At 41.5% G+C, this 21,741-nt stretch carries 22 protein-coding genes, 5 tRNA genes, 1 other RNA gene and 1 riboswitch; of the genes, 16 read left to right on the forward strand and 12 right to left on the reverse strand.

The features are described from left to right. The first annotated feature begins 19 nt into the window (after window positions 1-19). Window positions 20-598, forward strand: coding sequence for a hypothetical protein (locus tag FTU05_RS10040; RefSeq protein ID WP_180039564.1), 579 nt, complete (start codon window positions 20-22; stop codon window positions 596-598). A 67-nt stretch (window positions 599-665) separates the two neighbouring features. Here FTU05_RS10040 and FTU05_RS10045 read toward each other — a convergent pair. From FTU05_RS10045 to coaD, 4 genes are all read right to left on the reverse strand, one after another. After that, window positions 666-742 (reverse strand) — tRNA-Met (locus tag FTU05_RS10045). Window positions 743-815: 73 nt separating this feature from the next. Continuing rightward, an RNA gene (gene rnpB, locus FTU05_RS10050) (RNase P RNA component class A) lies at window positions 816-1,195 on the reverse strand. A 26-nt stretch (window positions 1,196-1,221) separates the two neighbouring features. Further along, a complete protein-coding gene (locus FTU05_RS10055; protein WP_078191349.1) occupies window positions 1,222-1,485 on the reverse strand; it encodes a YfhL family 4Fe-4S dicluster ferredoxin in 264 nt (87 codons plus the stop codon). Window position 1,486: 1 nt separating this feature from the next. Beyond that, on the reverse strand, window positions 1,487-1,978 hold the full coding sequence (coaD, locus tag FTU05_RS10060; protein ID WP_078191350.1) for a pantetheine-phosphate adenylyltransferase: 492 nt from the start codon (window positions 1,976-1,978) through the stop codon (window positions 1,487-1,489). A 137-nt stretch (window positions 1,979-2,115) separates the two neighbouring features. Here coaD and smpB point away from each other — a divergent pair, with 137 nt between their 5' ends. Then, window positions 2,116-2,589: an SsrA-binding protein SmpB gene (smpB, locus tag FTU05_RS10065; protein ID WP_078191351.1), complete on the forward strand. Its 474-nt coding sequence runs from the start codon at window positions 2,116-2,118 to the stop codon at window positions 2,587-2,589. A gap of 53 nt (window positions 2,590-2,642) precedes the next feature. Here the strand turns inward: smpB and FTU05_RS10070 are convergent, their stop codons facing one another. The 4 genes from FTU05_RS10070 to rluD all read right to left on the reverse strand — a co-directional run bounded on the left by FTU05_RS10070 (window position 2,643) and on the right by rluD (window position 6,650). After that, entirely contained in the window at window positions 2,643-3,992 is a 1,350-nt protein-coding gene (locus FTU05_RS10070) for a hypothetical protein (RefSeq protein WP_373685294.1), read from the reverse strand. 229 nt (window positions 3,993-4,221) lie between these two features. Continuing rightward, window positions 4,222-4,773: a flavodoxin family protein gene (locus FTU05_RS10075; protein WP_180165184.1), complete on the reverse strand. Its 552-nt coding sequence runs from the start codon at window positions 4,771-4,773 to the stop codon at window positions 4,222-4,224. A 40-nt stretch (window positions 4,774-4,813) separates the two neighbouring features. Further along, entirely contained in the window at window positions 4,814-5,554 is a 741-nt protein-coding gene (pgeF, locus tag FTU05_RS10080) for a peptidoglycan editing factor PgeF (protein ID WP_067764269.1), read from the reverse strand. Window positions 5,555-5,597: 43 nt separating this feature from the next. After that, window positions 5,598-6,650, reverse strand: a complete 1,053-nt coding sequence (gene rluD / locus FTU05_RS10085) for a 23S rRNA pseudouridine(1911/1915/1917) synthase RluD (RefSeq protein WP_180135380.1) — start codon at window positions 6,648-6,650, stop codon at window positions 5,598-5,600. A 71-nt stretch (window positions 6,651-6,721) separates the two neighbouring features. On the opposite strand from rluD, the gene FTU05_RS10090 reads away from it, so the two are divergent. Beyond that, window positions 6,722-7,714, forward strand: coding sequence for an outer membrane protein assembly factor BamD (locus tag FTU05_RS10090; RefSeq protein WP_180039560.1), 993 nt, complete (start codon window positions 6,722-6,724; stop codon window positions 7,712-7,714). Between the two features lie 212 nt (window positions 7,715-7,926). Next, window positions 7,927-9,855, forward strand: coding sequence for a DNA primase (locus FTU05_RS10095; protein ID WP_180165185.1), 1,929 nt, complete (start codon window positions 7,927-7,929; stop codon window positions 9,853-9,855). 54 nt (window positions 9,856-9,909) lie between these two features. Here the strand turns inward: FTU05_RS10095 and hemA are convergent, their stop codons facing one another. Next, window positions 9,910-11,193, reverse strand: coding sequence for a glutamyl-tRNA reductase (gene hemA, locus FTU05_RS10100; protein ID WP_180039557.1), 1,284 nt, complete (start codon window positions 11,191-11,193; stop codon window positions 9,910-9,912). Window positions 11,194-11,271: 78 nt separating this feature from the next. On the opposite strand from hemA, the gene FTU05_RS10105 reads away from it, so the two are divergent. The 11 genes from FTU05_RS10105 to panD all read left to right on the forward strand — a co-directional run bounded on the left by FTU05_RS10105 (window position 11,272) and on the right by panD (window position 17,413). After that, on the forward strand, window positions 11,272-12,984 hold the full coding sequence (locus FTU05_RS10105; protein WP_180039555.1) for a hypothetical protein: 1,713 nt from the start codon (window positions 11,272-11,274) through the stop codon (window positions 12,982-12,984). Between the two features lie 9 nt (window positions 12,985-12,993). Next, complete coding sequence (gene lolB / locus FTU05_RS10110; RefSeq protein ID WP_180039553.1) at window positions 12,994-13,572, forward strand: lipoprotein insertase outer membrane protein LolB; 579 nt, start codon at window positions 12,994-12,996, stop codon at window positions 13,570-13,572. Window positions 13,573-13,600: 28 nt separating this feature from the next. Beyond that, a complete protein-coding gene (gene ispE, locus FTU05_RS10115; RefSeq protein WP_180165188.1) occupies window positions 13,601-14,440 on the forward strand; it encodes a 4-(cytidine 5'-diphospho)-2-C-methyl-D-erythritol kinase in 840 nt (279 codons plus the stop codon). A gap of 3 nt (window positions 14,441-14,443) precedes the next feature. Further along, window positions 14,444-14,518: transfer RNA gene (locus FTU05_RS10120), tRNA-Gln, on the forward strand. Between the two features lie 38 nt (window positions 14,519-14,556). Then, window positions 14,557-14,631: transfer RNA gene (locus tag FTU05_RS10125), tRNA-Gln, on the forward strand. 28 nt (window positions 14,632-14,659) lie between these two features. Next, window positions 14,660-14,734 (forward strand) — tRNA-Gln (locus FTU05_RS10130). Window positions 14,735-14,825: 91 nt separating this feature from the next. Continuing rightward, window positions 14,826-14,900: transfer RNA gene (locus FTU05_RS10135), tRNA-Gln, on the forward strand. A 37-nt stretch (window positions 14,901-14,937) separates the two neighbouring features. Further along, window positions 14,938-15,891 (forward strand): ribose-phosphate pyrophosphokinase, encoded by a 954-nt coding sequence (locus FTU05_RS10140; RefSeq protein ID WP_078191360.1) that lies wholly within the window; start codon window positions 14,938-14,940, stop codon window positions 15,889-15,891. A 98-nt stretch (window positions 15,892-15,989) separates the two neighbouring features. Next, window positions 15,990-16,286 (forward strand): 50S ribosomal protein L25, encoded by a 297-nt coding sequence (gene rplY / locus FTU05_RS10145; protein WP_078191361.1) that lies wholly within the window; start codon window positions 15,990-15,992, stop codon window positions 16,284-16,286. A gap of 20 nt (window positions 16,287-16,306) precedes the next feature. After that, on the forward strand, window positions 16,307-16,882 hold the full coding sequence (gene pth, locus FTU05_RS10150; protein ID WP_168378106.1) for an aminoacyl-tRNA hydrolase: 576 nt from the start codon (window positions 16,307-16,309) through the stop codon (window positions 16,880-16,882). A gap of 150 nt (window positions 16,883-17,032) precedes the next feature. Continuing rightward, entirely contained in the window at window positions 17,033-17,413 is a 381-nt protein-coding gene (gene panD, locus FTU05_RS10155) for an aspartate 1-decarboxylase (protein ID WP_078192181.1), read from the forward strand. A gap of 73 nt (window positions 17,414-17,486) precedes the next feature. Here panD and FTU05_RS10160 read toward each other — a convergent pair whose 3' ends face one another. Together FTU05_RS10160 and FTU05_RS10165 are read right to left on the reverse strand one after the other, a co-directional pair. Next, on the reverse strand, window positions 17,487-18,101 hold the full coding sequence (locus FTU05_RS10160; RefSeq protein WP_257220650.1) for a GDYXXLXY domain-containing protein: 615 nt from the start codon (window positions 18,099-18,101) through the stop codon (window positions 17,487-17,489). Next, window positions 18,098-19,939: a DUF2157 domain-containing protein gene (locus FTU05_RS10165; protein ID WP_180021954.1), complete on the reverse strand. Its 1,842-nt coding sequence runs from the start codon at window positions 19,937-19,939 to the stop codon at window positions 18,098-18,100. The genes FTU05_RS10160 and FTU05_RS10165 overlap by 4 nt, the downstream gene beginning before the upstream one ends. A gap of 170 nt (window positions 19,940-20,109) precedes the next feature. Further along, a riboswitch (FMN riboswitch) is annotated at window positions 20,110-20,263 on the forward strand. 103 nt (window positions 20,264-20,366) lie between these two features. On the opposite strand from FTU05_RS10165, the gene ribB reads away from it, so the two are divergent. Continuing rightward, window positions 20,367-21,026, forward strand: a complete 660-nt coding sequence (gene ribB, locus FTU05_RS10170) for a 3,4-dihydroxy-2-butanone-4-phosphate synthase (protein ID WP_180106143.1) — start codon at window positions 20,367-20,369, stop codon at window positions 21,024-21,026. 86 nt (window positions 21,027-21,112) lie between these two features. Here the strand turns inward: ribB and FTU05_RS10175 are convergent, their stop codons facing one another. Further along, the gene (locus tag FTU05_RS10175; RefSeq protein ID WP_180106142.1) at window positions 21,113-21,724 is read right to left on the reverse strand and encodes a LysE family translocator; all 612 of its coding nucleotides are present in this window, start codon (window positions 21,722-21,724) and stop codon (window positions 21,113-21,115) included. Window positions 21,725-21,741: the final 17 nt, after the last annotated feature.

Consider the following 21,741-nt stretch of genomic DNA (forward strand, 5'->3'; position numbering starts at 1 on the left):
CCACTTTTCAGGATGAATGATGACGAGAACCACTCAATTCTCAGGCATATTTATACTTGCCCTGCTGGCAGCAATTGTCGCGACATTTTGCGATGCGATTCATGTCTATACCCAAACGCTTAATTATCCCAACCCATTATTTTTCCATCAGGCTTGGTGGGTATTCCCCGGCTTTTTTATTGCCTTTGCTTTCATGGCATATAGCTATATTCAACTTACGCAACGACTTAAACACAATGTGATGACTCAGCTCAGTTGCCATCATGACGGCACTGCGCCACTCGTCGAGAGCCTAATACTATTTACCATCGTCTATATACTCAGCGGATTTGGCAATTTTCATCCAGAAGCACTTTGTTGGATTTTTTACCTGAGCTTTTTTATTCGCTGGCTATTTAGCTATGAGCGTACATGGCTACTGATATTAGCCATCATGCTTGCCATTGGCGGTATGTTCTTTGAAGGACTATTAGCTGAGTTTGCTTTAGTGAAATATCGCCATGAAGATATTTACAATGTGCCGTATTGGCTGGGTGGCGTATATATGCATGGCGCATTTGCCTTACGTGCAGGCATGCGTCGTTTTGTTTACCGTTAATTTTTTAAATTTGGAAGATTTAGACATAAAAAAAGACCACTCAATCGGAGTGGTCTTTTTTTGAATATGGTGGCTATGACGAGACTTGAACTTGTGACCCCCGCATTATGAGTGCGGTGCTCTAACCAACTGAGCTACATAGCCTTAAACTGTGCGCGCATTATGGAGGGATATTTAAATATCGTCAAGCCCATAATGCGCGTATTTGATCAAAATTTGTTGAAGTGAACCGATAAGCCGGGTTCTGTCGAGGACGATCATTCCTCTAGGCGTACAATCACTCATACGCTCAAGCGACCTACCCGGATCCAGCATGGGCCATGCCTAAAGGATCCCTATTTGGTCTTGCTTCCGGTGGGGTTTACCATGCCATGAACTGTTACCAGTCATGCGGTGCGCTCTTACCGCACCCTTTCACCCTTACCTCCGATTTCGATTGCTCGATACCATAATGAAGGCGGTCTACTCTCTGCTGCACTTTCCGTCGGCTCACACCGCCCAGGCGTTACCTGGCACCTTGCCCTATGAAGCCCGGACTTTCCTCCCCTGCTTTAGTCACGGAGACCTATACACAGCAGCGATCGTCTGGTTCACTTCGGGGCGCATTCTAACAAATCTGACAACTAATTGCTTGATGTTTTTTGAGCAGTTAGTTTTTCGTACTTTTGTTGAAGCTGTTCCTGAGTTTCAGGATGAGCCGGATCCAATGGAATACAATCCACCGGACAGAACAACTGACACTGCGGTTTATCGTGATGCCCAACGCATTCCGTACACAAATCAGGGTTAATCTCATAAATGAGTTCCCCCATGAAAATCGCCTCATTGGGGCATACAGGTTCACAGACATCGCAGTTGATGCATTCATCAGTGATATATAAAGACACTCTACCAACCTTGCTGTTGTTTACGCTTAAAGGCTTCCACAACAGCTTGTGGTACAAACTGAGTGACATCACCATTTAAACGTGCAATTTCACGCACGAGCGTAGATGAAATAAACGAATATTGCTCTGATGGGGTTAAGAACACGGCTTCAAATTTACTGTCCAAACGGCGATTCATATTTGCCAATTGAAATTCATATTCAAAATCTGAAACTGCACGTAAACCACGTAACACGGCTGTTGCTTTTTGCTCGTTAAAGAAGTTGACCAACAGCCCATCAAAACCTACAAACTCAACATTTGACAAATGACTTAAAGACTCTTGCGCTAGTGCAACACGTTCTTCCAGACTAAACACAGGGTTTTTGTGATGTCCAATTGCAATTGCCACGACAACTTCGTCAAACATGCGTGATGCACGTGTCACTAAGTCGATATGACCATTAGTAATTGGATCGAATGTGCCCGGATAAATTACACGAGTTTTAGACATCCAGTTGTACTCTGTTATTTTGTAGATGGGTATTTTAACAAAATCTTGATTTATAGGTGAAGTCAGCTTGTAAATTTAAAAACTTCATCTTATTCAAAGTTCGGGTACAATAGTGCTAAGTTTGGAAGTTTTTGATTATGACGAAAGCAGTAGTTAAAAAAAATAGTAGCAGTACGATTGCCCTAAATAAGCGTGCGCGTCACGATTATTTCATTGAAGAAAAATTTGAAGCGGGTCTTTCATTACAAGGCTGGGAAGTCAAATCAATGCGTGCGGGTCGTATGACTATCGTAGAGAGCTATATTACGTTTAAAAATGGTGAAGCATTTTTATTCGGCGCTCAAGTGCAACCTTTACTGAGTGCTTCAACGCATGTGGTGCCTGAAGCGACTCGTACTCGTAAATTATTGCTGAACCGCCGTGAAATTGAAAAACTACAAGGTGCGATTAACCAAAAAGGTTATTCATGTGTGCCTTTGGCATGTTACTGGAAAGGTCCTCATGCCAAACTTGAAATTGCCCTAGTAAAAGGTAAGCAGCTTCACGACAAGCGTGCAACGGAAAAAGACCGTGATTGGCAGCGCGATAAAGCCCGTATTTTTCATAAATAAGTTCATTAAAAAAACCTCCTTCTTGGAGGTTTTTTTATTTTTAAATTGCAGATTTAGCAGAATTTCAACCCACCAAAACAGTTGGTCCGAACTTCCTGGTTCCCCAAGACTTGATTTTTTAAAGTTAAATTGGCCGCACTAGCATTGCTGAGGTTAATTGAACCGACATTTTTATAAATCGGTAAACCAAATGCAGCACCAACAGCAGAACCTAACGGAATATAAATCGGTTCATTGGTTAAAATTTGCGATACTTTTTCTGCAACTTGTGGCAAGACGCCTGAAATATCTACTTCAGATGTTGGATTTAATTTACCAATATTGATCGGGTCTTTAAATGACATCCACCAACCTGTACGTGCAATATCATCTGCATTGGCATCTGGCCAACTGATATCTTGAGATTGAAGCGATAAATAACCGGCTGTGCCATTTAATGGAATGTTATGAATCATATTTAAGGCTTGCTCAAAGGTAATGTTCATTTTCAAACCATCAATTGATGAGCCCGAATCCATAAAGAACTGCGCCCCTTCTACCCATAACAAATTACGGTCAAGTTTGACCTGCAAACTACCACTATCACGGTTGAGTTGAATCGACGGTACAGTCGCACTGATATTTTTGGCAACGGCTTGAGTTTGTCGTTTTCCGTTGATGGTAATTTCAGGGACGGTAAATGGCACATTCATTGAAGGAATTTTTAAACCCTTACTATTTTCAGGTTGACTTACAAAGCTACGATCATTGTTCCAAATCGTATTAATCACCAAGTTCCCCGATAAAGTCTCACTGGTGCTATCCCCAAAGATCGCGGCTTGGGTCTTTGCTGTCCCTGTAGTCGATGCAATTTTCATATAACCGCTTAGTGACTTAATCCCATCTGTCGGCGCACCCGTGTTTTGAATACCAGTGGTCAATAAGCCTGTAATTGATTCAGCACTGACACGGAAGCCTTTAACTTCGCGTAAAGCGGCTTGTTTTGGGTTTTTAATTGCAAATTCAATAAACGGATTTTTCAGTTCGGCACTAGTTGACGCTCGATCACCATTAAAGACGGGATTACCGTTGGCATCGGTCGACGTTGCATTACCACTCAACGCTAGATGACGAATATCAATATCACAGCCATTTGACCCATTTACCCCACCACAGCCGAGTTGCAAACTTTTGACATTGACGTTCAAATCCATGACGGCATCTAAACTGAGTTTGTAGAAACCAATATTTTCATCGACCATTTGTTGGTTGACCAAAATAGGATCGGTATAGGACATATTCATCAATGCCGCACCATTGATGGCAGACAATTCTTCATCGGCTAATCCCACCAATCCTTCTGCTGCAAAAACAACGTCAGAAACACATAAGGACAATGCCATTGCGACTATTGTTTTTTTCACGATTATTTAATCCTTTTTAATATTCGTCACTCATCCCGAGTGAAATTTATGAGAAGATTAAATCAATAGCGTTGGCGTAAATGAATGGCAATTTGTGACGCACATCACATCTTAGTTATACGAAATGCCAATTTTCACAGATTTTAGGCCAATAAAAACCCCAGTAACATTTCCATCACTAGGGTTTTCAAAGATTTATAAATGATAGTTCAAATAATTTATTTACAAATTAATTAACTTTATTTAACAACAACCCCAGATATTCACCAAACCAAATAGCGGTTTCTAAATCACCCGCAGGTGGCGTGACTTCAACAGGCGCATTATCCGATTGTGTCATTAAACCTAAAAAGCTCGACATCCGATTTAAATCTGTTGTGCTTCGTCCAGTTGGCATCAATGGAAGACCGCTCCACAACATGCCGTGCTGCATGGCGAATAAATTGATTTGCTGCAATACTGCCAATTTATCTCCACTTAAGCCGCCACCATTGGTAAAACCAGCAGCCAACTTGCCTTGCCATGTCCGTGCTAACCAGCGTTTAGATGATTGCTCCATGAATAATTTCATTGCCGCACTCATACTACCCATATACGTTGGGCAACCAAAGACTATGGCATCTGCGCTGTCCAACACATCCCAATCCACATGTTCTACATTCATGAGATGGACTTTTACACCCGCTTTTTCAGCACCTTGCGTAATATATTGGGCTACTTTTGCAGTATGTCCATATGGACTGTGATAAACAACAGCAAGAGATTTAGCAGTCAAAGACATAACAATTAAAAGTCGATAGATTCAGTCAAGTTTAGCATTTTCACGCCATAAAAACGAATGTTGCCATACGACCTGTTTTTGCTTCTCTACGGTATGAATAATATTGATCCGCTTGGCTGAATGAACATTGGTCTCCACCCAGTACAGTTTTAACACCATGTAATTTAAGTATATAAGTGGCTATAGAATACAGGTCCGCATAGTACTTCCCTGCTTTAACACCTTCTTTAAAAGCTGTCTCTAGTTCAGGATACTTGGAACAAAAGGCCGTCTTAACTTCAGCACCGATCTCAAAACAGTCTTGGCTAATGGCTGCACCCAACCAGGCCACAACAGGCTGACTTTGCATAGCTACAATAGTATTTTCAACAATACCGTGTGCTAAACCTTTCCAACCTGCGTGTAAGTTGGCAACTTCGCTTCCATCCGCATTAACTAATACTATCGGCAAACAATCTGCTGTCATCATCATTAATACGTGGTGCTTACGCTGAGTTGTCATACCATCGCCTTCAGGCGCAGTAAAATACATTTGCTCATTAATCGTATGACAAATGGTACTATGAGTTTGATTCATCCAACTGATTTTATCCACGCCATAGCCTGCAAAGTCTTGAAGCAATTGCATCCGGTGTTTTTGCACACGTGCAGGATTGTCACCAACATGCAAAGCAAGGTTAAACCCTGCTAATTCAGGTACATCTGATGACTGCATTTGCTCATGATGTACACGTGTTTGGCCCACATATACGCCGTGTGGCAGTCCCTGAACAAATTGCATGTTGTCGTCCTTTGTAACTATAGCGAGTAAATCAGTCTTAAGCTTAGTAAGCTTTATTTTCTGTACGGAGCACTTCAACTAAATGATTGAAGTCTTCTGGCCATGGTGCATCAAACATCATGTCTTCACCTGTACGTGGATGAACTAAGCCCAGTTGCACAGCATGCAATGCCTGACGTTTAAAGCCACGCAAAGTGTCGTCAAGTAATTGTGATGCGCCTGCTGGCATACGTACACGTGGCATATAAACGGGATCGCCAACAAGACCATGACCAATATACATCAGATGCACACGAATTTGATGTGTACGACCTGTCTCAAGACGTGCTTGAATACGAGTAAAGTTTTGGAAACGTTCTTTCACATTATAGTGAGTCACTGCTTCTTTACCGCCTGGTAACACCGCCATTTTTACGCGATCAACCGGATGACGTTTAATTGGCTCATCAATCGTGCCACCTGCAATAATATTGCCGTACACTACAAGATCATAAACGCGATAAACAGACTTTTTCGCAAGCTGCTTACTCAATGAAAATTGTGACTCTAAGTTTTTAGCTACAACAAGTAGACCTGATGTATCCTTATCAATACGATGAACTAAGCCCGCACGTGTAAGTTCAGCCGATTTTGGATAATGATGCAAAATTGCATTCACTAACGTTCCACTACTATTACCTGCACCCGGATGTACTACCATACCGACAGGTTTATTAATCACCATAATATCGTCATCTTCATAGACAATATTGAGTGGAATATCTTCAGGTAAGCTACGGGTTTGTGCCTCTAACTCGACGTCTAAAGTCAGTAACTCTGTGCCTTCGCATTTGTACTTTGGTTTCACAGTGTTACCATTGACCAACAAATGGCCCTCTTTGAGCCACTGTTTTAGCTTTTCACGAGAAAAATCAGTCCAAACCAGTGCTGAAACCTGATCAATACGTTGTCCTAAATAGCTTTCATCCAATTGAAATTGCAACGATAAACGTGTTGCAGTTGAGTCTGAAGTATGGTTATCTGCATCCTCAGAATCTTCAAGTAAATTGAAATCAGTTTCAGGGAAATTAGAATTGGAAGATTGTGCTTGACTCATTTGCTCATTCAGACAAAAGTGGTTTAATAGTTCAATTGTAGCTCATTGCCCGTATTAACAGAGGAATTTTTATGTCGCTACCAAAATATAAAATGACAATGCTTGCTCTAACAATAGGCATTGCATCGGCAATGGTAGGCTGTAGCAGTAATCCAAAGAAAGAAGTGGTCGACACAGGTCCACAATCAAGCGAACAGATTTATATCGAAAAAGCACAAAAAGCGCTTGAACGTAACCAATATACAGATGCAGCAAAACACCTTGAAGCTCTAGAGACCTACTACCCTACAGGTAACTATGCGCAGCAAGCACAACTTGAACTATTGTATGTAAAGTTTCAGCAAAAAGACTATGAAGGTGCGATTGCACTTGCAGACCGTTTTATTCGTATGAACCCACAACATCCGCAAGTTGATTATGCGTACTACGTGCGTGGTGTTTCAAACATGGAGCAAAACTACAACGGTTTGCTTCGCTATACTTCTTTAAAGCAATCGCATCGTGATGTGAGCTATCTCAAAGTGGCTTATCAAAACTTTGTCGACTTTATCCGTCGCTACCCATCGAGCGAATATGCAGTCGATGCCGCACAACGTATGAAGTTCATCAGTCAAGAATTGGCTGAAAGCGAGATGAATGCGGCACGTTTTAATGTGAAGCGTAAAGCATGGTTAGCTGCTGTTGAACGTTCACTTTGGGTGATCGAACATTATCCTCAAGCACCACAAGTTCCAGAAGCTCTAGCGACGGTTGCCTATGGTTATGACAAACTTGGTGATAAAACCACGTCTCAGCAATACATTGAAGTACTTAAACTGAACTATCCAAAACTTGTGAAGTCAGACGGTACTCTCAATATGCGTGCTGCACGTAGTGAAGGCAGCTTCCTTAACCGTGCAACTTTGGGTATTTTCGGTAAAGAAGCACAGACGATGTCTGAGCAAACCTCTACAGACGTAGTTGAAACTGATGAAGAAAAACGCAGTTTAACCAATCGTTTAAGCTTTGGCTTATTGGATCGTCCTCATAGCGAAAAAACTGAGTCGTCAGAATCAGCTGAATAATATAGTCGCAACGAAGGTCGATTTTTCACAAAGGGCAAGTTAGAATACTTGCCCTTTTATCTTTTCAGGATCTACAGATTCGGTTAGATTAAAAGGTATACAATAGTTCGATGGTCGATGCTGTACTACATCTCCACCTGAACTTACAGCATTGCTGATTTCAACATATTTCACGAACTGCCCAAATTCAATAGATAGACAGATAAAATAGCATGGCCATTCCTCAACATACAATTGATCAAATTTTAGATCGCACCGATATTGTCGATGTGATTGGTCAATTTGTGAAATTGAAAAAGACTGGACGCACTTACTCAGGATGCTGCCCATTCCATCAGGAAAAATCGCCATCTTTCCATGTCTATCGTGATAAACAATATTTTCACTGCTTTGGTTGTCAGGCCAATGGTAATGCCATCCGTTTTTTAATGGATATTGGTAGCCGTAACTTCATTGAAGTAATGAAGGATTTATCAAGCCAAACGGGTATTGAGCTACCGAAAGACAATAACGATTCCAATAAACTCAAATATAAACGCGAATCTAAACCCAAACCTGTACAAAAACCTGCAATCGAAGCAAAAGCTCTGCCACCCAAAACAGGCGAAACCGACACAAATCCTGCTGCAGTAAATTTCGAACACGACCCATTTGCTGAGTTTCAAAATAACGAAGATGCCTTTTATGGGAACGATCCGTTTGCTCACTTTGACCAAGTTGCAAGTGGTTTTGAAGATGTGCCGCAAGACGGAAACTTATATGACTTGCTGGAAAATGTCGCACAGTTTTATGAGCAACAACTTCCGCTCAGTCCAATTGGGCAAGCTTATTTTAAACAACGGGGTCTCAGTGCAGACACCATCGCCTATTGGCGCTTAGGCTATGCCCCCGAAGATTGGCAACATCTAGAAAAAGCCTTTCCACAAGATATCCAAGGACTCAAACTTCTCGGTTTGATTCGCACCAGTGATAGTGGTCGTGACTTTGACTTACTGCGTGAGCGGGTGATTTTCCCGATTCGAGATGCGAAAGGTCGTGTGGTCGGTTTTGGTGGTCGTGCCCTAAATGATGAAATCAAACCGAAATACATCAACTCTCCAGACTCCGAAGTTTTCCATAAAAATCAGTTACTTTATGGTTTATACGAAGGCCGTAAACAAAAAGCCCAAGATTGGTTAATGGTCGAAGGTTATATGGATGTCATTGCCCTACAGCAATATGGCATTCATGGCGCTGTAGCGACTTTAGGGACTGCCAGTAATACTGAACATTTAAACATTTTATTTAAGCAAAATAGCCGTATTACCATTGCATTTGATGGAGATGCCGCAGGTCAAAAAGCAGCTCGACGTACGCTCGAAATTGCCCTCCCACTGCTGAATGATGGTCGTGAACTTAAATTCTTTGTTTTGCCGAATGACCATGACCCAGATTCATTGATCCGTCGTGAAGGTATTGAAAATTTTCGACGGTTACTGCACACCTCACCGCTTCTTTCTGAATTTGTTTTTGCACATTTAACGCAAAATCATGATGTCAGTTCACCTGAGGGTAAAAGTCAGGTGATGGGTGAACTCAGACAGCTCACTGAACTGTTGCCGAAAGGTGGTTCATATCGTTATTTGCTACAACAATATTTCCGTGAAAAATTAGGGTTTAGCCGAAAGTGGCAGCCTCAAGTTAATAATGATGCATCATTGAGCTTTAGTACAAAAATTGATGCTGAAGAATATGTGATTGCGATTTTAATCAATCATCCTTATCTTTACATTCATTTTGAGCCTTTACGCGCCTTAGTTTCACAAGACCTATTGCTTTATCATGTGTTAAATATTTTCAATGTGATTTTTGATGAATTGCCTGATGACCCAGAGTTATCCACCTATTATGTACTCGGTGCATGTGCAGCTCATCATCATGAATTACAACATATTTTAGAACATGCCAATATCAGTGACTATACGTCATCACCTGAACAAGCAGATAAACTTGCAGCAGATTTATCGACAAAATTGCAATATCAATTCTTACAACTCAAGATCAAGTCGAATAAGTTTTCTAGCCTTGCTGAAATGCGTAATTTAAAACAACGTATTTATGATATTGATAAAAAAAGATCGCTCACCCTCCTTGAAGATTAAGTTTTAACTTCAAATTCAAGCTGTGAATGACCTTTATTTAATGAATAAGTTTATTTATTTCTTTGGTTTACGGCGATTTTCAGCCACATTAACTAAATCTTGTTCTATCATTTCAAAATAAGCGGGATCTTCCGCCATCGCAGCATTGCGCAGCACGATAGAGGTCGGATGCAATAGTTTTTGGGTTAAACGATGCGACATTTCTTGCATAATCTTCGCAGCATCTTCACCCTTTTGTAGACGATTCAAGGCCAAAGCCAGCTCTTCTTGACGTAATGACTCCCCATGTTCACGGTATGCATGAATTGTCGAGCCAGCCAAATTCACTTTTTGCTGTGTGATTAAATCTGTCGCAAGCTGATTGACCATCACTTCGGCTTCAACTGCCGCCTGACGACGCTGAGCCAAGTTTTCTTCTATGACTGTTTGCAGATCATCTACACCATATAAATAAACACCATCTAAACTTTCAACTTTGGCTTCAATATCACGGGGTACCGCCAAATCGACCAACAACATTTGTTTATAACGGCGTTTTTTCAATGCTGCTTTGACATCCGCAAAATAAATCACTTGATGCAAGCTTCCAGTACAACTTGAAATTACATCTGCGCGATGTAAATTGTCTGCCAAATCTGCAAAATCAATTATTTCAACTTCTACACGATGAGCAATCTCTTGGGATAAAGCTTCAGCACGGGCACGTGTACGGTTACAGATAATAATTCTACCCACACCCATTTCGGCCAAATGCTTCGCAACCAAGCTATTCATTTCACCAGCAGCAACAATCATGACCGTCAATTTTTCAGGTTGACTAAAGACCTGTAAAGCGAGCTGAGCAACAGCATAGCCCATCGATACCGCATGACTTCCGACTGCTGTTTCAGAACGCACTCGTTTTGCCGCATAAAAGGCATATTCAAAAATACGGTTTAAATTTGGGGAGACAGTTTCGGCATCTTTGGCTAAGGACAAAGCCGTTTTAACTTGACCTAAGATTTGAGGCTCACCAAGCATGAGCGAATCCAAGCCGCTAGCCACACGCATGAGGTGTGTCACCGCCTGTGCATTTTCATAACGATACACATGATTTGACAATTGCTTTACATCAATACCATTTGATTGGGCAAGCCAATTCAATACCATGTCTGCATTTTCAGACATCGCATAGACTTCAGTACGATTACATGTAGATACCACCACCATGTCATTGAGTTCAGGTGCATGGCTTTGCTGTTCAAGCAGCGCTGTTAACTTTTCAGGGTTAAATGCAATCTGTTCGCGCAGTTCTACAGAGGCGGTTTGATGGTTGACACCCAATGCAAAGAAAGACATATCAGATCATCATTTCGCTAAATTTATGCTATTGTGCATTATCGGCGTCATAAAAAGCATTACTTGGATCAAGAAAAATTGCGTCTAACAAATAGCCGACTGAACGGCCAGACAATAAAGCAGTATTCTACCACATTCTTACTTGTTGGTAGCATGGCTTCTACTGCCCCAATTCGGGCCGTGGGAGAAGTTTACCATGCAAATTCAGGATATGATGCAATTAAACAAAGTATGATTGCAGAATTTGCCTTAGCTTATAACGACATCCCAACCGCGCTTCATAATTACACCGTGCTTGCAATCAAAAGTAAATCCACCATGGTCAAACAGCGTGCTTTAAACGTTGCTATTGAGCAAAATGATTTACAAGCAGCCTTAGATATTGCTACACATTGGGTTGTGCAAGAACCTGAAGATGTACCAGCATTATTTTATTTATCACATATTGCTTTGAAAGCCCATGAATATGAGCTTGCCGCCGAAACACTTGATAAAATTTTAACCATTGACCCAAATGCAGATTTAGAACAAATTTTGGCGGGTATTTCCCCTGAATCAGAGGAAGATCGCGCTTATCTGATTCAAGCACTGACCGCTAGCAAAGAAAAAACCAATCCCTCTATTTTGGTCTTAGTCGCAGGTTTACAAGCTCAAAATGGCGCCTTTGCCGATGCCTTAGACACCATTAATTTAGCACTGAAAAAACGCCCGAAAGTGACTGGCTATATTTTAATGAAAGCCAATTTACTCATGTCTTTGGGTGATGAAGACGAAACCTTAAAATGGTTCGAAAAATCGAGCCGCAAACACCGCAACAATATGGAAGTTCGCTTAGCCGAAGCGAAATATTTAATTAAAATCAATCAGTCAGAATTAGGTCTAGAAAAACTCGAAGATATACTAAAGAAATGGCCATCTGCTGAAGAACCGCTATTTATGGCAGGTTTGACCAGTATTGACTTAGAGCTTTATGAAAAAGCCGAAAAGTATTTGGTGGAGTTACGTTATTCGAGCAAATACCAAAATGAAGCGTATTACTATCTCGCAGTAAATGCTGAACGCAAACAGCATTATGAAACGGCAAAAGCCTATTATCGCCTTGTTGATGGCAGTCTTTATACAGTTTCACGGCGCAATATGATCAGCATTTTTAGCCAGCAAAATAAGCTGCATGATGCACTGCGCTTTTTAACTCAAGAGCGGGTTAATTATCCTCAACATGCCAGTTTCTTATATCTTGCTCAGGCAGATATTTTAAAACGCATGAACAATAAAAAAGCAGCAGTCCGTTTGCTTGATGAAGCGGTAAGAAACTTACCTGAAGATCCAGAACTCATTTATGCCGAAGTTCTACTGCTCGACGCCCATCAAGATAAAGATAGACTCGACCAATTACTAAAACAATTACTTGAAATTGAACCCAATAGCCCGACCTATTTAAATGCATATGCCTATACCTTGGCGGTACAAAATAGACGCTTAGATGAAGCCCGAAAATACGTCGAACATGCCTTAGAATATGCTCCTGAGCAGGCCTCAATTTTAGATACGTTCGGTTATATTTGTTATTTGCAAAATGATTTTAGTACATCTGCATCTGTTTTGGCCAAAGCGTATGAACTGAGTAATAGTTTAAAAATTGGCATTCGCTACGCACGATCAGTCTTCATGCAAGGTGATATGAATAAATTTGACGCGTTGTTACAACAACTCCAACAAAAACATCCGAATGATCCGCAATTAGAGCAACTACATTCGTTATTGTTACCCCAACCCATGAAAAAGAGTTAGAAAGACTTTATGCAAGTATCTTCAAAATTTGGGGTATCTGCCCTGACCTGCTGCGCTTTATTTTTTACTGGTTGTCAGCAATACGTTAAAACACCCGCTCAACCGAGCCCTGAAGAAGTTGCTGCAAATCAATTCAACTTACAAGGTAAGATTGGTGTGCGCACGCCACAACAGTCAGGAAGTGCTTTTTTTACTTGGGTTCAAGACCGTAATGAATATGATATCGAACTGAGTGGTATTTTAGGTGTTGGAAAAACTCAAATCAGCGGTAAACCTGGTCAAGTTCAGTTAAACAGTGCAAAAACCGGTTTAATTGAAGCAGAAACACCAGAGGAATTACTCGAACGTGCTACCGGTTGGCAAGCTCCCATTACCCACCTCGTCGACTGGGTACAGGCGCGCCCTGCAACCACACAAGCAATAATTCAACGCGATACAGCTCAGCGCCCTCAACAGATTATTGAAGATGGTTGGACGGTTGACCTGAGCTATAACGAGACTGCAACCGTACCGAACAAGTTAATTTTAAAACAAGCACTTGAATCCGGTCAGGAAAACCGTATTACAATGGTGATTCAAAATCGTTAATTTGCCTAAAAGCTGAACTATGACTTCCATGATTCGTGTACCTTCTCCTGCAAAACTCAATTTGTTTTTGCACATTACTGGCCGACGTCCAAATGGATATCACGAATTACAGACGATTTTTCAGCTCATCGATTTATCTGATTGGATGGAATTTCACCCACTTGCAAATTCTGCTGATGAATATTTTATTCAAATTGAGGGCTTAAACAGCGTCAATCTAGAGCAAAATTTAATTTATCGTGCTGCTCAAATACTCAAACCGTTTGCTAAAGCACTGACTGCACAAAAAATCCACATTGAAAAAAATATTCCGATGGGTGCAGGGCTCGGTGGTGGTTCATCCAATGCAGCCACCACCCTAATCGTGCTCAATCAACTATGGAAATGTGGTCTAAATACCGAACAACTTGCAGAACTCGGCTTACAACTTGGGGCAGATGTTCCCGTGTTTGTACATGGTCTAAATGCATGGGCAGAAGGCATCGGTGAACACTTAACATTCATAGATTTAGCTCAAAAACAGTACATTGTGTTAAAACCTGACTGTTTTATCAGCACTCAACTGCTTTTTTCACAAAAAACGTTGACAAGAGACTCAAAGCCCACTAAATTTTGCGGCTATCAGGAAACGCCATCTGATTTTGGAAATAACTTTGAGCCTGTGGCACGAAGCTTATATCCCGAAGTCGATGAAGCAATGCGGTACTTAGATCAGTTCGGTATAGCAAAGCTTACAGGTACAGGTGCTTGTGTATTTACTGAAGTGACTGAAAATATGAATATTGATGACATATTGAAAAATGCACCATGTAAATCTTACTTGGTTCGCAGTTTGCAAGAATCACCATTACGTCATTTTGAAGTTTGATATAGGGGCGTCGCCAAGTGGTAAGGCACCGGGTTTTGATCTCGGCATCCGTTGGTTCGAATCCAGCCGCCCCTGCCATCATTTTTCACCTGTAGATGTAATTGCTGTAAAGTATTAGGGGCGTCGCCAAGTGGTAAGGCACCGGGTTTTGATCTCGGCATCCGTTGGTTCGAATCCAGCCGCCCCTGCCATTTACTTTATTCGCTATTTCATCAATTTAGGGGCGTCGCCAAGTGGTAAGGCACCGGGTTTTGATCTCGGCATCCGTTGGTTCGAATCCAGCCGCCCCTGCCATTTACTTCAAAAAAGACAGAGCATAATTTGCAGTATCTTTGTTGTTTCAACTTGACAAAATACCGTAAAAATATTAAAGTTCTGCCGCATTAGGGGCGTCGCCAAGTGGTAAGGCACCGGGTTTTGATCTCGGCATCCGTTGGTTCGAATCCAGCCGCCCCTGCCATCTAATTCTCCAATTTGCCAACCGCCAAGGGTGCTTCATGCCCAATCTTGTCGTTTTTAGTGGATCTGCACATCCACAATTCGCCCAAAAAGTCGTTAGCCACCTTCACATCCCTCTAGGTGCTGCATCTGTAGGTCAATTTTCTGACGGTGAAATCGCTGTCGAAATTACTGAAAATGTTCGTGGTAAAGACGTATTCATCGTACAACCAACTTGTGCTCCAACTAACGATAACCTTATGGAAATCTTAGTTATGGCTGATGCTTTGCGTCGAGCAAGTGCTGGTCGTATCACTGCTGTCATTCCTTATTTTGGTTATGCTCGTCAAGACCGTCGTCCACGTTCAAGCCGCGTGCCAATTACAGCAAAAGTTGTTGCAGATATGCTCACAACTGTTGGTATTGACCGCGTTGTCATGATCGACCTTCATGCTGACCAAATCCAAGGTTTCTTCGATATTCCTGTAGACAACATCTACGGTACTCCTGCACTTTTAGCAGATCTTCGTCAACAGTCACACGACAACTTAATGGTTGTTTCTCCTGACGTTGGTGGTGTAGTACGTGCGCGTGCTGTAGCTAAGCAAATGGGTGATATCGATCTTGCGATCATCGACAAACGCCGTCAAAAAGCGAATGAATCTCAAGTAATGCACTTGATCGGTGACGTTAAAGGCCGTGACTGTGTCATCGTTGATGATATGGTGGATACAGCAGGTACATTGTGTAAAGCTGCTGACGCACTAAAAACTTTTGGTGCTCGCAAAGTTGTTGCTTACGCAACTCACCCTGTACTTTCTGGTAAAGCTTTAGAAAACTTGAAAAACTCTGTGATTGACGAATTGGTTGTAACAGACACTATTCCGCTTTCAGAAGAAGCTCAAGCTCTTGGTAAGATTCGCCAAGTTTCAGTTGCAAGTATGGTTGCTGAAACAATTCGTCGTATTAACAACGAAGAATCTATTAGCGCAATGTTCGATTCTTATCTATAATATAGCGCTAAATTTAAAAGCCCTGCCTTTTGGTGGGGCTTTCTATCACTAGACTGGTCGAAGGTCTAGTTAATTAAACTTAAATAGGAATGTCTATCATGGCAAACTTCGTATTAAATGCAGTAGCACGTGAAGAAGCAGTACAAGGGAAAGGTTCGAGCCGCCGCCTTCGTCTTCAAAATAAAGTACCAGCAATCATCTACGGTGGTGCAGCTGAACCTGTAGCAGTTACTTTGGAACTTCGCGAACTTGTTAAAGCTTTAGAAAACAACGCATTCTTTGAAGAAGTTATTGAAATCAACATCGACGGTAAAGCTGAAAGCGTTAAAATCCAAGCTTTACAACGTCACCCAGCTAAAAACACTCCTATGCACGCTGACTTCAAACGCGCATAAGTGTTAAATGGTGTAAATGAGTGAGTAAACTTTCACTGATTGTTGGTTTGGGTAACCCAGGTTCTGAGTATGCCCAAACCCGCCATAATGCAGGCTTCTGGTTCGTAGAACGCCTTGCAGAACAATATGGCATCCAACTCAAAGCTGATCCTAAATATAAAGGCATCAGTGGTCGTGGTAATATCGAAGGTCAAGACGTTCGTCTGCTGTTACCCACAACCTTTATGAACCTCTCTGGTCAAAGTGTTGTTCCCTTCGCCAAATTCTATCAAATTGCTCCCGAAGCAATGCTTATCGCACACGATGAACTTGATATGAACCCTGGTGTCATTCGCCTGAAAACTGGCGGTGGTCATGGTGGTCATAATGGTTTACGCGATATCGTCCCGCATATTGGTCCAAATTTCCATCGTTTACGTATTGGTATTGGTCATCCTGGTTCTAAAGAACGTGTCTCAGGCCATGTTTTAGGTAAAGCACCAAGTAGTGAACAAGGTTTAATGGATGATGCAATTGCACATGCCTTATCACGTACTAAATTGTTGGTAAGTGGTGAGATTCAGCAAGCCATGAACCAGATCAATGCTTACAAATAGAACTGACAATTCCACAAATTGTTGAACAATACTTATTGCCATCTGAATGATTTCAGAGCAAAATGCGCTTGCATTTGACTGCTCACCCAGCATTCAAGAGATTGTTCCACCATAAGATACGATCTTAGGTCTACCAAGGAGACGCTAGCCATGCTATCTCGTTTATTAAAAGCTAAAATCCACCGTTGCGTCGTTACACAAGCAGAATTACATTATGAAGGTTCTTGTGCAATTGACGGTATTCTTCTAGATTTAGCCGGTATCCGTGAATATGAAGAAATTCATATGTGGAACGTGACTAATGGTAAGCGTTTTACCACTTATGCCATTCGTGGTGAAGAAGGTTCTGGCATTATCTCTGTAAATGGCGGTGCTGCTCACCAAGCAGATATTGGTGATTTGATGATTATTGCAACTTTTGGCGATTTCACAGAAGCTGAAGCAAATGCACATAAGCCACGTTTAGTCTATGCGAACCCAAATAACACAGTGAACCACACAGCGAACTGTATTCCAGTTCAAGTTGCTTAATTCAAGCATTCAAAGATTCTAAATGCCCGCAAATTTGCGGGCTTTTTTATGCGATCAATCACATAATCCGCTTTTATTCACTTCGTGGCCCCTTCCACCAAACTTTCTTCTGCTCACACAGAAGTGACTGCAGGTTTTCACCCACTAGACCCACCAATAAGGGCTGACCATTTTCCTGTACTTTCAGCTCTGCAAATTGCGCATCGCGATAGCACGGTTCCAAGCCTTCGGCAAACAAAAAGCTGCTTGCAGCGGGATATAAACCCTCAAATCTATTGTCAGGATTTTTGAGCACCAGTTTTGTAGATGAGCTTGGATACTGCACTAATAACTTTGGATTGAAACTGGTTCGAATCACTCTACGCTGTGCATCAAGCTGCACATAACTCACAATACTTTTTTGATCTACAAAATAGTCACGGTGTACATTTTCTTCTTTGTTCGCTTTGGCAGCCTGCCCATTAGCAGATTGCTCTTCAGAAGGCTGACCACCAAAATAGAGCTGATAATTCAAGGCCATATAATCTCCTTGAATCAAAGAGCGAGGATCGACCGGTTGCAGCTTTACATAAATACTCTGACTGTTTGCCAGATGCCATTCATGCCGTGCAATCATCAGTACAAATAAAAGAATACTGAGTACAGCCAAACCAATAGGAAGCATTTTTTTATTGAGTATGTTCATCATGCTCCTTCCCCTTGTTTATGCTGTATCGCAGTTAACATTTTGGTGATGCCAAGCAGCAAAAGACCAGAGATCAAAATCGTTAAACTTTTCAGTAAAAAGCTCAACCCTAAATTGTAATACAGCATCCATAAGCTAAAAATGATCAACACGATGCAAAGGGCTTTAACCAAAGATTGCTGATAGACCTGCGCCCATGCCAATAAAACCAATAACAAGAAAATTTCAAAATAGCCCATCGCAATCAGCACAAGGCCCAATAGCAGTAACAGCCATTTTTCGCGCCCCGTCTGTTTTTGCTGATTTGCGATGTAAAGGCCAAGCCAAACCACAGGCAGTAGATAAACGATAAACAGGTCAAGAACACCATGTTGGGTCTGTTCAAAATGTAGAACGTTATTTGACAAGGTCTGCAACACCACACCCGCCAATACGATGCATAACATCCACAACACAACACTTTTTCGATACATCGAGTGCAACCAAGCTGTTGCACTCCCGAGCAAGAAAATCAGTAGAATATAATTCAATCCAATCACAGCTAAGATGACATGTTCATCGCTCATAAAAAGATCGGCATCAAATAGTGTGGCCACTGCAAGGCCATATCCTGCAATGAGTTGAATAAAAACAATAAACCAATGCATTCGACTAAACAAACAGAGCAAGATAACGCCAATTTGTAATACTAAAATAAACCCAATGCTATCGGTCAAGCTCTCTGTATGTATGAAGACCGCAGATTGGCCACATACCCATAAGCAGTAAGCAAATTGGCGACTAAAGATACTTTTAGCTCGTCGAATCAACCACCAAGCCACAGCCACAAAAACTAAGCCCATGACGATTGAAAACGCCTTCCAATAGGTCAGCAATAAGCTCGATAAAATAATGCCTGCGAACCATGCCCCAATCGCTAAAGGAATAACTGCAAATTTAGTCTGTGGCAGAAATTTCATCAGTGCCCAACTGATCACCGCAAACCAAGCAAATATCAGCAAGGCAAAAACCAACAATCCTGCACTCGAGTCAGATAAAATATGTTCTGCCCATTGGAAAATCAAAATACTGAAACTCGCGGCGAGACCTGCAGCTTGTAAACTGGTTTCTAATGCACGATGTTGTCGATAAAAATAGATAATCAGATAAATTGGAAGCAACAATGCAAAAATTAAATATTGCCATTGATACTGCTCTGCCCCATTTCCGCAGTATAAAAACATGCAATACATCGACATTAGTGTAATAAATGCAACAAATACAAAGCGCAGTGCAGCATAATATTTCAAACACAAGGTCACACATATTGCGGTCAATACATTCATGCAGAGTAAATACCACCATGAATGATCAACGATTAAATAGCTTTGTTTAAAATATAAAAATAATGCCAATTGACTGATCAAACACAGTAACGCAAAGACTCCAATATTCGGTCGAGATAACCAAGGTAAAAGCAGCAAAGCCCAGACCAAAAATAACAGATAACTGTCTGCTCCTGTTTGATAGACCTGCCCAATCACAGCTAAACTTAATCCGAGCAACAAAGCACTTAAAGCATCTAAGCTTTGCTGAATCCAAGCATGCCTTACAAAATATACACTCGTCACAGCACTCAGTACCAACAGCAACATTGGAATTGCCAATTGAATAAATTTGGGTAACATCAGCCAGTTTGCCGCGATCAAATACACGAAACTGGCTGCTATCAGTGCAACACCGATCACTTGCAGATACCGAATGACCTGTACATCTTGGAACAGATCTGTTGAAAACTCTTGATCTAACTGTGAACGATGCAGCTTTATATTCTGCTGCTGAGAATGCTGAGGAAGCGTCATTTTTTATCATTATGCAATCATGGTTGATTTATCGGCACGATAGCATGCTTTGGCACACTTTATAAAAATGCTTACAAATCCAATCTTATAACTTTACTTATCTAAAATTTTGCAAATGATTCTACGCAATAATTCCCCATCACCACACAAACAGGTCTATACTCAAGACACATCGCTTCAGGGCGGGGTGAAACTCCCCACCGGTGGTAAATTTGCTGGGTTGAACGCCCTGCAAAAAGCCCACGAGCCAATCGTTTAAACGCGATTCGCAGATCAGGTGCAATGCCTGAGCCGACGGTATAGTCCGGATGAAAGAAGACGACGTCACATCTCTATATCATTGATCATTTTCAATATATATCGTAACGCCACTATTTCACATGTCCTGAAATGTTCAACCGTATCTAAAATTTACGCGAGCGTTTCAATGTCTAGTTTAATTCAACCCGAAATTTTCTTTTCTGCCCTTCCACCTGCAGAACAGCGCATGCTGCAAGCCTTAGAAGACATTCGTCATGGCAAGCCTGTTTTAGTCATGGACGATTTTGACCGTGAAAATGAAGCCGACCTGATTGTTGCTGCAGAAACACTCACTGTAGAAACCATGGCACGTATGATTCGTGACGGTTCAGGGATTGTCTGCCTGTGTTTAACCGATGCTCAGGCTAATCATTTAGAACTTCCACCCATGGTGTCTGATAACTCTAGCCATTTTAAAACTGCCTTTACCGTCACCATTGAAGCGGCGGAAGGTGTTACTACTGGAGTTTCTGCAAAAGACCGAACAACTACAGTCAAAGCCGCAATTAAAGATGGTGCTGTTGCTGCTGACTTAAACCGTCCGGGTCATGTTTTTCCTTTACGTGCGCGTGAAGGCGGCGTATTGACCCGTCGTGGACATACTGAAGGGACTATTGATTTGGCCCGTCTAGCCGGTTTAAAACCTGCAGGTGTTTTGTGTGAATTAACCAACCCAGACGGTACGATGGCGAATGGCGTACAAGTTTTAGCGTATGCACAAACCCATCATTTGACTGTACTCACCATTGACGAAATTGTGCAATATCGCTTACAGCACAATCTCTAGTTCGAATAAATTAAAGCTCTACACGTTCATAAAAAGGCTGATTGAATCAGCCTTTTTATTTTTTACTGCACATTTCAAGTTAAGAATTAAGCAGTGAATGTGCTATAGATGCCATAGATGGCAACCACCACTAAAATCAACCCACACAGGGCCAACAATTTTTTATACCAACGTGATTTCGACAATCGATGAAAAGATAAATACACCAAAGACAAGGTCGCAAAATCTAAAACGATCCAACTGAGGGTCAACACAATTAAACTCAGATCAAGATGAGGAGTAATTCCTACAAACTGCGGAAAAAATGAAGCAAAGAAAATAATATCCTTAGGATTTGAAATCCCCACGATCAGTCCTTGCTTAAAGCCCCCTTGTGCTGCTTTTAACTGCAGAGATTGCTCAGTGGGCTGTGTCATCACTTCTTTTAAAATATCAAACCCAATATAAGCAATATATATACAACCCAGTATTTTAATGCCATCGAGCCAGTGCGCATTCACATTTAAAATGCCTTTTAAAATACACACCGACAGTACGATCAAAATCAGTGACGCAAAATTTGTCCCGACAATGGTTTGAAATGCCTTTTTATAGCCGCCTTGTAAGCCTGCACTTGCGACCAACAGCATGACAGGTCCAGGCGTTGCAATCATCACGATGACTGCCACACAATATAAAAAGTACTCCGAATAATTCACGCTGAGATTCCTTCACT

The organism is Acinetobacter sp. YH12049, assembly GCF_013419875.1.
Taxonomy (GTDB): Bacteria; Pseudomonadota; Gammaproteobacteria; order Pseudomonadales; family Moraxellaceae; genus Acinetobacter; species Acinetobacter amyesii.